At 47.1% G+C, this 13779-nt stretch carries 12 protein-coding genes; 6 read left to right on the top strand and 6 right to left on the bottom strand.

Translation table 11 applies throughout. The features are described from left to right. Nucleotide 1: 1 nt before the first annotated feature. Genes dtd through rsmA form a run of 3 tightly spaced genes read right to left on the bottom strand, consistent with a single transcriptional unit; the run spans nucleotide 2 to nucleotide 2664 of the window. Nucleotides 2-454 carry a D-aminoacyl-tRNA deacylase gene (dtd, locus tag BWI97_RS05865; RefSeq protein WP_094814507.1) on the bottom strand — a complete coding sequence of 151 codons (453 nt, stop codon included), beginning with the start codon at nucleotides 452-454 and terminating at the stop codon, nucleotides 2-4. 39 nt (nucleotides 455-493) lie between these two features. Continuing rightward, nucleotides 494-1855, bottom strand: a complete 1362-nt coding sequence (gene mgtE / locus BWI97_RS05870; protein WP_102200337.1) for a magnesium transporter — start codon at nucleotides 1853-1855, stop codon at nucleotides 494-496. Between the two features lie 35 nt (nucleotides 1856-1890). After that, entirely contained in the window at nucleotides 1891-2664 is a 774-nt protein-coding gene (gene rsmA, locus BWI97_RS05875; protein WP_094814503.1) for a 16S rRNA (adenine(1518)-N(6)/adenine(1519)-N(6))-dimethyltransferase RsmA, read from the bottom strand. A 187-nt stretch (nucleotides 2665-2851) separates the two neighbouring features. Here rsmA and BWI97_RS05880 point away from each other — a divergent pair, with 187 nt between their 5' ends. Both BWI97_RS05880 and BWI97_RS05885 read left to right on the top strand, forming a co-directional pair. Next, nucleotides 2852-3340, top strand: coding sequence for a methylated-DNA--[protein]-cysteine S-methyltransferase (locus BWI97_RS05880; protein WP_102200338.1), 489 nt, complete (start codon nucleotides 2852-2854; stop codon nucleotides 3338-3340). A gap of 62 nt (nucleotides 3341-3402) precedes the next feature. Next, nucleotides 3403-6336, top strand: a complete 2934-nt coding sequence (locus tag BWI97_RS05885; RefSeq protein ID WP_102200339.1) for a PAS domain S-box protein — start codon at nucleotides 3403-3405, stop codon at nucleotides 6334-6336. 113 nt (nucleotides 6337-6449) lie between these two features. On the opposite strand, the gene BWI97_RS05890 is transcribed toward BWI97_RS05885, so the two are convergent. The 3 genes from BWI97_RS05890 to BWI97_RS05900 form a co-directional block, all read right to left on the bottom strand. Continuing rightward, a complete protein-coding gene (locus BWI97_RS05890) occupies nucleotides 6450-6629 on the bottom strand; it encodes a hypothetical protein (RefSeq protein ID WP_094814610.1) in 180 nt (59 codons plus the stop codon). Nucleotides 6630-6764: 135 nt separating this feature from the next. Further along, nucleotides 6765-7796, bottom strand: a complete 1032-nt coding sequence (locus BWI97_RS05895; RefSeq protein WP_158242696.1) for a LysM peptidoglycan-binding domain-containing protein — start codon at nucleotides 7794-7796, stop codon at nucleotides 6765-6767. Beyond that, complete coding sequence (locus BWI97_RS05900; protein WP_102200340.1) at nucleotides 7783-8529, bottom strand: DUF4905 domain-containing protein; 747 nt, start codon at nucleotides 8527-8529, stop codon at nucleotides 7783-7785. Before BWI97_RS05900 ends, BWI97_RS05895 begins: the two co-directional genes overlap by 14 nt. A 156-nt stretch (nucleotides 8530-8685) precedes the next feature. On the opposite strand from BWI97_RS05900, the gene BWI97_RS05905 reads away from it, so the two are divergent. The 4 genes from BWI97_RS05905 (at nucleotide 8686) to BWI97_RS05920 (ending at nucleotide 13772) form a co-directional block, all read left to right on the top strand. Further along, nucleotides 8686-10260, top strand: a complete 1575-nt coding sequence (locus tag BWI97_RS05905) for a PglZ domain-containing protein (protein ID WP_094814616.1) — start codon at nucleotides 8686-8688, stop codon at nucleotides 10258-10260. 202 nt (nucleotides 10261-10462) lie between these two features. Beyond that, a complete protein-coding gene (locus tag BWI97_RS27370; protein ID WP_146010881.1) occupies nucleotides 10463-10765 on the top strand; it encodes a hypothetical protein in 303 nt (100 codons plus the stop codon). Beyond that, complete coding sequence (locus BWI97_RS05915; RefSeq protein ID WP_102200342.1) at nucleotides 10762-11994, top strand: capsule assembly Wzi family protein; 1233 nt, start codon at nucleotides 10762-10764, stop codon at nucleotides 11992-11994. Before BWI97_RS27370 ends, BWI97_RS05915 begins: the two co-directional genes overlap by 4 nt. Before the next feature lie 518 nt (nucleotides 11995-12512). Further along, complete coding sequence (locus tag BWI97_RS05920; protein ID WP_158242697.1) at nucleotides 12513-13772, top strand: capsule assembly Wzi family protein; 1260 nt, start codon at nucleotides 12513-12515, stop codon at nucleotides 13770-13772. Nucleotides 13773-13779: the final 7 nt, after the last annotated feature.

Genomic DNA, 13779 nt, shown 5'->3' on the forward strand with positions numbered 1-13779 from the left:
ATTAGATGCGGTTTTTAGAGTCAATAATGATAGTGACGGGACCGTCGTTGAGCAGGGAGACGTTCATGTCGGCCCCAAATTCGCCCGTCGCAATGGGCTGACCCAGTTCTTTTTCCAGCTGAACGATCATCTTTTCGTACAAAGGAATAGCCACTTCCGGACGGGCGGCGTCGATATAACTCGGACGATTGCCTTTTTTCGTACTGGCAAACAGCGTAAACTGACTGATGAGCAGAATACTTCCCTGTACCGCTTTCAGGTCGAGGTTCATTTTGCCCTCTTCATCGCCGAAAATTCGCATGCCCACAATCTTGCGGGCCAGCCATTCCAGGTCTTCTTCCGTATCGGTATGGGTGATGCCCAGTAAAATCAGTAAGCCCTGAGCAATTTCTCCCTTGATGCGGGAATCAATCGTGACGGAAGCCTGCGAAACGCGTTGAAGAACGGCAATCATGATAAATAGTACGTTTTTAATGGAAGCAGTGGACGATACTTACCAGTAATGATACAGCAAGTAGGCAATGCCGAAATACACGCTATACCCCAGAAAATCATTGGCCGTAGTAATAAAGGGTCCCGAAGCTACGGAAGGATTGATTCCGTACCGATTGAGAATAATCGGGGTTACCGTTCCCGTAAACGAAGACAGCAGTACTACCGCCATCAGCGAAATGGATACGACCATCGAAAGTTTAAGGGAGTGCGAAAGAATCAGGTAAGTGATGAGAAAAACAAAGGCCGCAATCAGTACTCCCTTCAAAACGGCAACCGTCAGAATTTTGAGCATACGCGGCCAGAACTCACCGCTCAGGGCCGATTTATCACTCAGAATCTGAACCATGAACGAGGAGGACTGAATACCTACGTTTCCACCCGTTGAACCGATAATGGGAATGAACAACGCCAGAGCCGGTACCATCATCAGCAGGTCGTGCTCGAAGATGCCCAGAAACTTGGCTGCCAGCAAACTACCAATCATGCCGATACCCAGCCAGGGTAAACGCGAACGCGTAATCTTCCAGACGGAATCATCCTCTTCGACTTCTTCGGAGACCCCCGTAATAGCGGCGATGTCTTCCTGAGCCTGTTCCGTAATTACGTCCACCACGTCATCAATGGTAATTTGCCCCAGCAGCCGTTTCTGTACGTTTACGACGGGGAGAGCATCCAAATCGTACCGGGACATCAATTCGGCGACGTCTTCGGCGGAGTCGTACGTAGAGGCATAAATGACATCGTCGTCGTAGATTTGCTCAATCTTACTGCCCCGTTTAGCCAGAATGATGTCTTTCAGTGAAACAATCCCCAATAGAATCTGATCGTCATCCACTACGTAGACGGTGTATACCTTTTCCACGTCTTCCGCCTGCCGACGAATTTCCTCTACGCACTCGGTTACTGTTTGGCGTACGTTGATTTTCACCAGCTCCTTCTGCATCAGACCGCCCGCCGTATCGGGTTCGTAGGGCAGCAGATCGAGGATAAAACGGGCCTGTTCGCGGTCTTCAATCAGGGCAATGACTTCCTCCCGAATCCGTACGGACTGTTCTTTGAGCAAATCCACCGCATCGTCCGAATCCAGAATATTGACGTAACGGGCAATCTCGGCCGAGTCAAAGTATTTCAAAAGCTCCCGACGGGAATCCGAATCGTATTCAGCCAGAATTTCGGCTCCGGTTTCGGTATCCAGTAACGTAAGGATATAATGAGCTTCCGGGCCTTCCAGCTCGTCGAGTAAAACGGAAATATCAGCGGCAAAGAGGTCACTCAGTTCCAGCCGGATGGTCGATTCATCGCGAAGCTCCACGGCCTGGCTTAGTCGTTCTACGTACTCTTTGGTAAGCTCAAAAGCCATACAATCAGATCCAAAAGACGAATAAAAGCGGAAAGCTAGGCCTTTTTAGCCCGTTCGATGGTTTGCGTAATGTCAACAAACTCAGCCACGCCCAACTGTTCAGCCCGTTTCTCCAGAAGTGGATGATCGAAGATCACGCCAATGGGTTTGAGAGCGTTTCGTAGGGTTTTACGACGCTGGTTAAAGGCCGTTTTGACTACGTTGAAAAACAGCTTCTCATCGCAGTCGAGCTGGGTTACTGCATTACGTTGCAGACGAATAACGCCTGATTGTACTTTTGGTGGCGGATCGAAGGCTCCTGGCGGCACCGTGAAGTGGTACTTGATGTCGTAAAAAGCCTGAAGCAATACGCTCAGGATGCCGTAATCACGGCTACCCGGCGGCGAAGCAATGCGTTGAGCCACTTCCTTCTGCAGCATACAAACTACTTCCGGAATCTGATTGCGGTATTCGAGTACGCGGAAAAAGATCTGGCTGGAGATGTTGTACGGAAAATTTCCAATCAGTCCAAAAGACTCAGGAGAGAACGTCCGCAAATCCCATCGCAAAAAATCGTAGTTATGAACGCGGGGGGAAAGGTCCGGAAAATGTTCGTGCAGATAATCCACCGATTCCCGGTCAATTTCTACCACGTGTACTTCAAATTGGGGTTTACGCAAAAGAAACTGCGTAAGCACACCCATTCCGGGACCAATTTCGAGTACGGTCCGGTAATCCTGGTATCCCGACAGCAAATCAGCAATCCGCTCGCAAGCGTGTAAATCGCGGAGAAAATGTTGTCCTAAGTGCTTTTTTGCTTTTACTTTCATTCAAAAGGCAGTTAACCGCCCGTAGGGCTCAGGGCTCGCTCGGGCGTCTTTGTATTCAGGTAGTGACTATTCCGAAAACGCTTTCCATTTTTCGAAAGGTCGGGCAAATCGGCTGAATCAATGGCTCAAAATTACCCTGATTTTTTGTAGTTTTATCGAAAAAAGCACGTTATAATCCGTAAATGCGATGGCATCCTCGGCGTATGTGGCTTATTACGAATCACCGCTGGGCTGGATGGAACTAGGTTCCTCGGCAGAAGCTTTGCAGGTGGTTCGCTTCGTTCCTGAAAAGGGGCGTCAGGTTTTTACGACTCTGCTTGAGGAAACACAGCATCAATTGACCGAATATTTTTCGGGTAAACGCCGGGATTTTGACCTGCCCTTACAATGGACCGGTACGGCGTTTCAGCAAACGGTGTGGCAACGCCTGCGGGAATTACCTTACGCCGAGACGGTCTCTTACATCAACCTGGCCCGCGAAATTGGGGATGAAAAAGCAACGCGGGCCGTTGCGGCGGCAAATGCCAAAAATCAGATTGCTCTCATCGTACCCTGCCACCGCGTAATCGGTACGGACGGCAAGCCCGTAGGGTACGCCTGGGAAATCTGGCGAAAACGCTGGCTGTTGCAGCATGAGCAACAGTGTTCGGGTACGGGACAGCTCTGGCTATTTTAATAGGGAAAGAATTGATTTTCTGACCGCTACGTCGGTACGAAAGTCCAAGGCATCGATACAGAATGAGTAAAACCTTGAGTACGGAAGCGGGACCTTCGCTTCGCCAAACCTCGCCGGGATTGCCGTTGAGTTCGGCTTCCTCGGAGTTACAGGATTTGATCCGGAATACGACGGATTTGATCCAGATGATTGATTTACAGGGTCGTTTTCTGTACGTCAACAAAGCCTGGAAAGATACGATCGGCTATCGGTCCGCCGAGTTGAATCAGATGAATTTACGGGATGTCATTCACCCGGAGTTCATGGAAGAAACGCTCAGTAAGTTTGAACGCGTCAAAAACGGCGAACAGATTCCGGATTTTGAAGCGGTATACCGGCGTAAAGACGGCCGGCGGGTGTACCTGTCGGGATCGGTCAACTGCCGGTACGACGAGCAGGGAAAGCCGATTGTATTTCGGTGCATCTTTCACGACGCGACGGCCAAAAACCGGGCGGAGAATGCCCAGAATCTGTACTACCAGATTGCCAATTCCACGCTGAGTACGCGAAGTTTGGATGATTTGTATCATTTCATCCACGAAGAACTAGGAAAAGTTATTGATACCAAGAACTTCTTCATTTCACTATACGATCCGACCAAAAGTTACCTGTACTTTCCGTATTACGTCGATGAATATTTCAACAAAAATATTCGGTTTACGAAGCGTAAACTGGGTAATGGACTTACGGAGTACGCCATTGTGGCCAATCGGCCCCTGATGCTTACGGAAAATGAAATTCTCGATCTGGCCCGGCAACGGGTGTTGTACATCTACGGCGAAATTCCGAAGGTCATGTTATGCGTACCGCTTCGGATTGGTGACCGGATTACGGGAATTATTGGGGTGAAATCCTACGAGCGGGCCAACAAGTACGACATCCGGGATTTGGAACTGCTCGAATTTATTTCGGGTCAGGTAGCCGTTGCCATCGAACGCAAACAGGCGGAGGCCGAACTGGGGAAACAAACGGCCCGGTTACACGCCATTTTCGAGTCGTCGAGTCACCTGATGTGGACGGTCAATCGCAGGTTGCAGCTGACTTCGTTCAATGACAATTACATGAAGCTGATTCAAAGTCAGCTCAATATGCCCCCGCAGGTTAATGTTACGACTGACCAGTTTGCCTGGCGACTGATGGATTCTTCCAACCGAAAGATCATGGAAGAAAAGTACAAAATTGCTTTTCGGGGTAAAGCCGAGTCGTACGAAGTGCACATGGAGCATATCCGGCACGGCGATGACATCTGGCTGGAAGTATACCTGAATCCGATTTTGCTGGCCGATGGGACGATTGAGGAAGTAGCGGGCATTGCCCGGGATATTACGCCCCTGAAACGTTCCGCCCGCGAATTGCTCAAAGCGAAGGAAGAAGCCGAACGTTCACTCAAAGTAAAAGAGCGTTTTCTGGCGAATATGTCGCACGAAATCCGTACACCCATGAATGGGGTGATCGGAATGATTGACCTGCTGGGTACGACCAAACTGGAAGAGGAGCAGCGGGAATACGTGCATACGATTAAGAAGTCCTCGGAAACACTGCTGAATATTCTGAACGACATTCTGGATTTGTCCAAAATCGAAGCCGGAAAAATGGTCCTGCACGAAGCACCGTTTGAGTTCCGTAGCGTCTTCGATAAATTAATCAGTCTGTTCGGACAAACGGCCAAAAACCGGAATAATACGCTTACGTACGAGCTGGGATCGGACTTGCCACAGTACATCATCGCTGATGAAACCCGGTTGTTACAGATTCTTTCCAACCTGACTTCCAACGCCCTCAAGTTTACGGAACAGGGCTCCGTGAAGGTTCGGGTTATGAATCTGGCTACGCACGGCAAATGGCACAAAATACGTGTGGAGGTTGAGGATAGTGGAATTGGTATTTCAGAGGACGGTCTGAAACAGCTTTTCGGAGCTTTCCAGCAATTAGACAATACAACCCGGAAATCCTTCGGTGGTACGGGTCTTGGGTTGGCGATTTCCCGGGAATTATCCCGCCTGATGAAAGGAGAGATGGGAGTCGAATCGGAAGTAGGGCAGGGCAGTACGTTCTGGTTTACGGTGGAACTCAAGGAAACAATGATTGCTCCCTTGCAGGAGAAAAAATACGCCGACGAGTTCCAGATTGTGGGCTATCTGGCCAAAGAACAGCCTCATATCTTACTGGTGGATGACAACGCCGTGAACCGTAAAGTGGCGAGCGAAATTCTACTAAAAGCGGGTTGTCGGGTAGAAACGGCCGATTCTGGCCGGAAAGCCATTCAACTGGTGGAACAAACAATTGGAACAGATCCGTACAGCCTGATTTTGATGGATATTCAGATGCCGGATATGGATGGTCTGGAAACAACGCAGGCCTTACGGAAGCAATTTGCCGAAGCATTGCCGCCTATTCTCGCCATGACGGCCTATTCGATGAAGGAAGACCGGGAACGTTTCCTGAGTCAGGGTATGAACGATTACGTATCCAAACCCATCCGGGCTGAAATCCTGGTGCTCAAGGTCAAGGAATGGGTAGATCGGGTTGGAATCGAGAAAGCGAAAACGAATGCTACGAATGCCGTGTCTGAACCCGTAGTGCCTGAACCGCCCGTTACGAATGAACTCAGTGACTTGTACGATTTTGGCGTAGTGAATCAATTGGCCGAACTGGCGGGTAAGGAAATGGTTGAACAGGTATTTGCGGAATTCGAACAGGAAGCAACGGAACAGATTGCTGCGGCCAAGGAAGGCTTTGCGAGTGAAGATTTTCAAATGGTTGAATCCAATCTTCATACGCTGAAAGGCAATGCGGGTACGCTGGGCATCACACGCTTGCATGAAGTGGTAAAAACGCTGGAGTTAAAAACCAAGGTGGGCAATTTCAGTACGTTTACGACGGATTTTCCGCCCATTGAAACCGAGTTTACGCATTTTAAAGAAACATACGCCCAGGTGCTACAAGGTCTGAAGTGATGGGCTATTCAGAAATGAATCCGCATGCTGTAGTACATAATCTGCAGGGAGATTCAATAAAAAAGGCGTTAGCTGATTAACTAACGCCTTTTTATTGAATGCTTTATTCCGAACTAACTACGAATTCGCTTGGCTACGTAGGCCCACATCCGCGAAGGAATGGAAAGAACCCACACAAGTATATTAAATACAAGATAGAAAGCCGCAATAATCGGATACGCCAGAATGAAAATGATATTGAACACAATGGCACCGGGAGTTACGTATTTCGAACGTTCGGGTCTTTTGATCATACACGTGAGTTTAGAATATGTGTAGTAACGACAAAATTTTGAAAAGGTTCCACGAATGGCCTAGTTTTCAATGGGTCCGAAGACTGAATAAGCTGTAAAGGGGTAACTTATTCCAGCGAAATCAAATCCTGAAAACTACTGCACGGCCAGGTAACTAACTTCAGCCCGAATTCGTCGATCCGTAGGCATGAGTTTCTCGAAGGCCCGGGCCGAAAGCCGAACGACCACGCGATCCGCCAAACCCGTATCGGGCAGTTTACCAATTACTTTTACAATCACACTTTGGTTATTGGCTTCGTTCCGTACGGTCAGCATGGTTCCTATGGGAGCGGACCGGTGGAGAGCCAGGTATTTTCCCGTTTTATCCTGAGCGTCAATCAATTCGCACAGACCCATTTCTACTACTTTCTTCGCTCCGGTACCGGCATTCGGCACGGGCTCGTTTTCCGTACGAACGGGCGTCAGTACTTCGGTTTCAGGCTTGGGCACCGTTACGGGTTTGGTGGCGGTGGGTTCAGGCTTTGCCTTGGTTGAATCGGGCTTTTTCGGTTCTTCTTTTCTGGGCTCTTCGGGCTTGCGGGGTTCTTCGCGTGCCTCCGGTTTCGTAACCATTACGGGAGCTTTGGCCACCTCGGGCTTGTCCTTGGTAGGCTCGGGTTTGCGGGGTTCTTCCGGCTTACGAACCTCGGGTTTAGTAGCTGGTGCCACTTCCGTTTTTGTAGGTTCGCTCACGTACAAGACCTGATCGAGTTTGACCGTACCATCCGCCGACAGGTTGTTCCAGCGTTTGAGGTCAGCCGTACCTACGTCGTATTTGCGGGCAATACTGAATAGCGTCTGGCCCGGTTCTACCTTGTGGGTTTTACCGGAAGTAGAGGATACAACAGTCGGTTCTTCGCGACGCTTCCAGTTGCGGGGAATGTATACCGTTTCCTGCGAACGCAGATTACCGGAAAAATCCGGATTGACTGCTTTAAACTCGTCGAGCGTAACGTTGTATTTTTTTAATAAACTATACAGCGTTTGTCCCGATGTCACTTTGTAAACAATCAGGGTTTTACCGTTTTTCCATTCGGTACCAATGGAGTCGACAGGGGTAGTAAGGGCTGAGCTGTCTAGCGAAATCAGACCAAAAAATCCAAGGAAGAAACAATTAAGATACCGCATGCCAGCAGAGATAAACTTGATCTTTAATGAATACGAGTTGGTTACGCCAAACGATAAAGGTGGTATGACCCAGGCCTTCACCGGTCTGAAGCGACTCGTGAAAGAGTACGTTTCCAGCTTTACTAACGACCAAAAGATCATTTTTTAGCTTTTCGGATTCGTAAAAATAGTAAGAAAAAATGATCGAATCCTGAAATTCGAGGTAATCGCACGCACCGATGGGTTGTTGACCGGTCAGATGCCGAATAAGTTTTTGTAACGGAAACAGGTGTGAACTGCCCTCGGCGTAGTGAACCGGAAAGCGAGCCGTTTCTTCCCTGATCTTATTCGGAAAGATAGGTACGGACTGGCCCGTTCGCAAGTCCAGAAACCGTTCTTCTTCGGCCGAAATTTTTACCCGAAGCGTTGATCCTAAGGTTTCCAGCCAAACGGTTTCAGTACTGGACCAGAGTTGTTGCCCCGTACGAGCGTCGAAAGCTTCGAGGTGAGTAGGTTTCGGTACGCTGGGCTCTCCGAAGGTATGAAGGAGAAAAATTCCCTGAAAGCATCCCAGTACGTTCGTCCACCAGGGAATTTCAATGCGTACTAAAGTGGAAAAATCCTCATTCTGTACCTGCAAAGCCTGTACAAAAGCGGTTTTACGATCCGCATCCCGCAGTTCAATACCAAGCATGGGCTGCGAATAGTCCGGTAGAATTTTATAAATGGAATGCTCAACGTTCAGAGAAGTCATACGACTTGGAATAAAAATTTTGATTTTACAATCTTATGGTTTTGCCATCCGTTACAGAAGTAGGGTAAAAAATAAGTCACCTTACCTATCTTGCTGGTAAATCACCAACTGTCTTTTGTTTTTCTTTCAACTGATTATAAATCTTCGATTATACGTATGCAAAAGTATTCCATCCTGTGGGCCGACGACGAAATTGATCTTCTTAAACCATATATTCTTTTCCTTACCCAGAAAGGGTACGATGTAACCCCCGTCAATTCCGGAGCGGATGCGTTGGAACAATTGGAAAATAATACCTTCGATGTTGTCTTTCTGGATGAAATGATGCCGGGTTTGACGGGTCTCGAAACCCTTGCCCAGTTGAAGCAGCAGTGGCCGAACCTGCCCGTGGTGATGATTACGAAATCCGAGGAGGAGCACATCATGGAAGGGGCCATCGGATCTAAAATTGCTGATTACCTGATTAAACCGCTGAATCCCAATCAGATTCTGCTTTCCGTTCGTAAAATTCTGGAATCGAGAAGATTGGTGGAAGAAAAAACCAATCTGAGCTACCAGCAGGAGTTTCGGCAGCTTTCCATGCAGTATCAGGACCGGATCGGTCACGAAGAATGGGCCGATATCTACAAGAAGCTCGTGTACTGGGAACTGGAAATCGACGCCACGCCGAATAAGAGCATGGAAGAGGTGATGAACATGCAGAAATCAGAAGCTAATGCAAACTTCTGCCGGTTCATCGAAGACAATTACGAAGACTGGATTAACGAGCCCAAAGCCGATAAGCCCATTTTGTCGAACATGCTCCTGCGGAAAAAGGTGTTTCCGCATTTGCAACCCGGCAATCCGCTCTACTTCATTCTGATTGACAATTTCCGCTACGATCAGTGGAAACTGATCGAACGTGAGTTGACGGAGTATTTCACGGTGGAGGAGGAAAGCCATTACTATTCCATTTTGCCAACGACGACTTCCTTTGCCCGTAACTCGATTTTTTCGGGTTTGCTGCCCAGCGAGATTGAGAAACAGTATCCGCGTTTGTGGGTACACGATATTGAAGGAGATCAGAAAAACGATGAAGAAGGACTCAACGTGCATGAGGAAGAATTTCTACAAATGCAGTTGCAGAAAAGCCGCCTGAGCAACATCAAAATGTCGTATCACAAAATTCTGAACGTTAATCAGGGAAAAGCACTCGTTGAAAACTTTAATAATATCGCCACGAATGATTTAGTTGCCGTCGTGTACAACTTCGTGGATATGCTTTCGCACGCTCGTACAGACTCAGCCATGATTAAAGAGCTGGCGGCGGACGAATCTGCCTATCGCAGTCTAACCAACTCCTGGTTCCAGCATTCGCCTTTGCTGGAATTTCTCAAGAAAATCGCCGAGAAAGGCGGCCGGGTGGTACTGACGACCGACCACGGTATGATTCGCGTACAAAAGCCCGTACGGATCATTGGTGACCGTTCTGTCAATACGAATTTGCGGTATAAACAGGGGAAAAACCTGAATTTCGATGAAGATCACGTGCTCGTATGCCGTCGCCCCGAAGCCTTTGGTCTGCCGAAATACAATGTTTCGTCAGCGTATGTTTTCACACTAGAGGATTACTTCTTCGCGTATCCCAATAATTACAACTACTACGTCAATTACTACAAGGATACGTTCCAGCACGGAGGCGTTTCCTTGGAAGAAGTGATTGTACCGGTTGTACAATTGAAAGCAAAGTAGATTACCTTTAAAAAGCAATAAAAGCCACCCGTTAACTCAGGTGGCTTTTATTGCTTTTTAAGACTTTTCCGTAAAAATTATTTATGTATAGTAAGCATATAACTTTAAATACACTGACAAATTTATCTTACTTTGCACAGTTTAATAAGATGTCATAAACCCCCAGCTTATTAACGAATATATATACCACCCTCAGAAATCTATGCGTTGTTTTACCTTCCTAAGTATCCTATGCCTTTGTATCGGATGGAACCCTGTCATTGCTCAAGATAGTACGCGTAGTTTCGGTACGTACTTTGTGCAGGCAGCAACTACGGCATTATCAAGTTCAGATCGAACGGCTTTCTGGCTTCAAACGAACCAATACGGAACGATCCCAACCACACCCCAAGGCGGTTTATTATCTGCAGGGGTATATTACCGAATTCCACTTTCACGGCGAGCCAATCGCTGGTCCATTGACGCTGGTCTGGAAGGCATCGCTCAGACTCAAAACCCAAATTGAATGGGGTTCTCACCGAAGGTTACTTACGGTTGAATTTCAAGAACTGGGAGTTGTACGGAGGACGAAAGCGGGAGTTTGTGGGTTTGTCGGATACGCTAACGGGTATGGGTTCCCTGAATTGGTCAGGCAATGCTTTGCCGATTCCCCAGATTCACTTTGGGACGAAAACATTCATCCCCGTACCGCTCGTAGGAAAATGGCTCAAATTCAAAGCTTACTATACGCACGGCTGGTTTGAAAACTATAACTCCTTTACGAAGGACGCTTTTCTTCATCAAAAGGGTCTGTATCTTAAATTTGGGAAGGAAGACTGGGCCATCAATTTATATGGAGGCTTAAGTCATTTTGCACAGTGGGGTGGGTACGCTCCCAGTTTGGCCGACGACCCAGGTTTGTTGTCCAAGCATGGAAAATTCAATCAATCAGCCTTTGCTTACTGGAATGGCGTGGTATTGGCGAAAAGTATGCAGGTACATTACGGTTATAAAGGATATCCTATAGACGATTTTATTTCCATTGATGTAAATCGGATTGGTAACCATTTAGGAACAGTTGATGTAGGAATGGAAGTTAAAAATTGTAACTATAACCTATTCTTTTATCGGCAAAGTATGTTTGACGATGGATCTCTTTTCTATTTGGTTAATATCGATGATGGATTGAACGGCGTACGCTATTTGAATAAAGTACAGCAGGCCTCTGATTTCCACTTGAAACGCGTAACGCTCGAATGGTTAAGCACGGTAAGCCAGGGTGGAGATGAATTTATTATTGATGATGCACAGAAACGAGGCATTGATAACTACTTTAATCACAGTCAGTACCAGGATGGCTGGACTTATTTTGACCGTTCCATTGGCGTACCTTTCATACAACCTGATAGTGAGTTGAAAAAAGAGGTACGAACGAATGTACGTGGAATGCCTAACAACCGGGTACAGGTAATCAATATGACTTTGGCCGGTCAATACAAGCGACGTACCACCTGGGAGATTCGTACGTCTTATAGTTTAAACTTTGGTACGTACAACAACATCACTTACGATACGAGTCCCTACTACAATGGTCCACTGAAGCAATTTTCTGGCTTAATTCGAGTGGGGGTAAAAATGCCCTGGTTGAAAGGAAGTGAAATTTCCGGATCTGTTGCTTACGACCGGGGTGAAATATATGATAATACGTTGGGTGGTTATTTAAGTATTCGGAAGTCAGGGATATTCGGCCGATAAATGATTAATGAAAAAATAATAAAACCGCCCAAAGCAATCGCTTTGGCGGTTTTATTAGGTATGGGCAGATTTCTGCGTTACAAAAAAGGAATACTTCAATAAATAGATAGAAAAATCTACTTCGAGGGTGATTAGTCAAAGCGATACCCGCTTTAATTATTTTGATTTATATAATTATTAATAGATATTTGGCGTTAAATCCACAGTATTCTTGGACATTTTTAGTAGTACTTTTTAGAAAAAGTACGGAGAATAGATCTGACGCTTTGTAGAATTAACCTATCTTAATGTATAAGTTTTTTGGCCTTAGCTTTCTTTTAACAGCCTTTACCTGCAACCTACTTTATGCTCAGGACAGTACTCGTCGGCATGGAGGAACTTATTTTGTACAACTAGCGACAACGGCTTTATCTACGTCGGATCGAACCGCTTTTTGGCTGCATGCGAACCAATACGGAGTAATTCCTACCAAACCGCAGGGAATGCTGGCTTCGGCTGGGGTACAGTATGAGATACCTTTGTCCCGACGCTCCGATCGCTGGTGGCTGGAGGGAGCCATTGAAGTCATGGGGCAGACCAATAATCCCGAATTTAAAGGGATTGTTAACGAAGGGTATTTACGACTGAAATACAAAAAATGGGAACTTTACGGTGGGCGGAAACGTGAATACGTTGGTTTGTCTGATACCCTGCTGGGCATGGGTTCCATGGTTTCTTCTACAAACGCCCTGCCTATTCCGCAGATTCGTATTGGTACATACGACTTTATTCCCGTAATCGGCCGATGGTTGCACATGAAAGCTTACCTAACTCACGGTTGGTTTGAGAATAGTCGCCCGTTTGTTCAAAACGCTTATTTGCACCAGAAGGGCCTCTATGTGCGTTTGGGTACGAAAAACTGGCCCATCGTCCTGCACGCGGGGGTTAACCACTCCGTACAATGGGCTGGCTATGCCCCGGCCTTTATAAACGATCCCGGAGACATGGCCCGTTATGGACATTTCGAAAAATCATGGTTAGGTTATTGGGGTGTGTTTTCCGGACAAAGCATGGCTAACTATGCCGTCGCTAACCCTGGAAAAGTGATTGTATTCGACCAGAATCGAATTGGTAACCACTTGGGAACGATTGATATGGCTCTGCAATGGAGGCCTGCTGCTTTTGACGTCTTCCTGTACCGGCAGATTATGTTTGAAGATGGGTCGCTGTTTTATGAATTATCCACCGCGGATAGCTTCAATGGAATTCGCTGGAAAAGCAAAATGCCTAGTTACGCAGCCTTCTCAATCAAGCAGGTGACGGTTGAATGGTTAAGTACGATCAATCAGGGTGGTGATCAATTTGTGGATAACGATCCCAGAAAGCGTGGGAAAGACAATTACTTCAACAACAGCCAGTACCAGGATGGCTGGACGTACTTTGGCCGGGGCATAGGTACTCCCTTTGTGACGCCCGATGCCGACTTAAAGCCCGGCGTTCGTCGGTATGCGTTAGGTTTTTCAAACAATCGGGTAGAGGTTTTTCACACGGGCTTAGCCGGAACATTTAAACGGAACACTTCCTGGGAAATGAAACTTTCCTTTAGTCGAAACCGCGGTTCGTATGTATTGCCTTTCGATAAATCCCTGCAACAGTTCTCCGGCCTACTGCGAGTAGGTACGCGATTACCGTGGCTGAAAGGTGGCGAACTGAGTGGGGCGATAGCTTACGATAGGGGCGAGCTCTATGAAAATACGCTGGGAGCTTACATAAGCCTACGGAAGTCAGGATTTTTATAAATCGTAT

The sequence above is a fragment of the Siphonobacter sp. BAB-5405 genome, assembly GCF_002872335.1.
GTDB lineage: Bacteria > Bacteroidota > Bacteroidia > Cytophagales > Spirosomataceae > Siphonobacter.

Coding starts and splice junctions, on each gene's coding strand:
- dtd (WP_094814507.1), bottom strand. CDS start 454: ATGATTGCCGTTCTTCAACGCGTTTCGCAGGCTTCCGTCACGATTGAT.
- mgtE (WP_102200337.1), bottom strand. CDS start 1,855: ATGGCTTTTGAGCTTACCAAAGAGTACGTAGAACGACTAAGCCAGGCC.
- rsmA (WP_094814503.1), bottom strand. CDS start 2,664: ATGAAAGTAAAAGCAAAAAAGCACTTAGGACAACATTTTCTCCGCGAT.
- BWI97_RS05880 (WP_102200338.1), top strand. CDS start 2,852: ATGGCATCCTCGGCGTATGTGGCTTATTACGAATCACCGCTGGGCTGG.
- BWI97_RS05885 (WP_102200339.1), top strand. CDS start 3,403: ATGAGTAAAACCTTGAGTACGGAAGCGGGACCTTCGCTTCGCCAAACC.
- BWI97_RS05890 (WP_094814610.1), bottom strand. CDS start 6,629: ATGATCAAAAGACCCGAACGTTCGAAATACGTAACTCCCGGTGCCATT.
- BWI97_RS05895 (WP_158242696.1), bottom strand. CDS start 7,796: ATGCGGTATCTTAATTGTTTCTTCCTTGGATTTTTTGGTCTGATTTCG.
- BWI97_RS05900 (WP_102200340.1), bottom strand. CDS start 8,529: ATGACTTCTCTGAACGTTGAGCATTCCATTTATAAAATTCTACCGGAC.
- BWI97_RS05905 (WP_094814616.1), top strand. CDS start 8,686: ATGCAAAAGTATTCCATCCTGTGGGCCGACGACGAAATTGATCTTCTT.
- BWI97_RS27370 (WP_146010881.1), top strand. CDS start 10,463: ATGCGTTGTTTTACCTTCCTAAGTATCCTATGCCTTTGTATCGGATGG.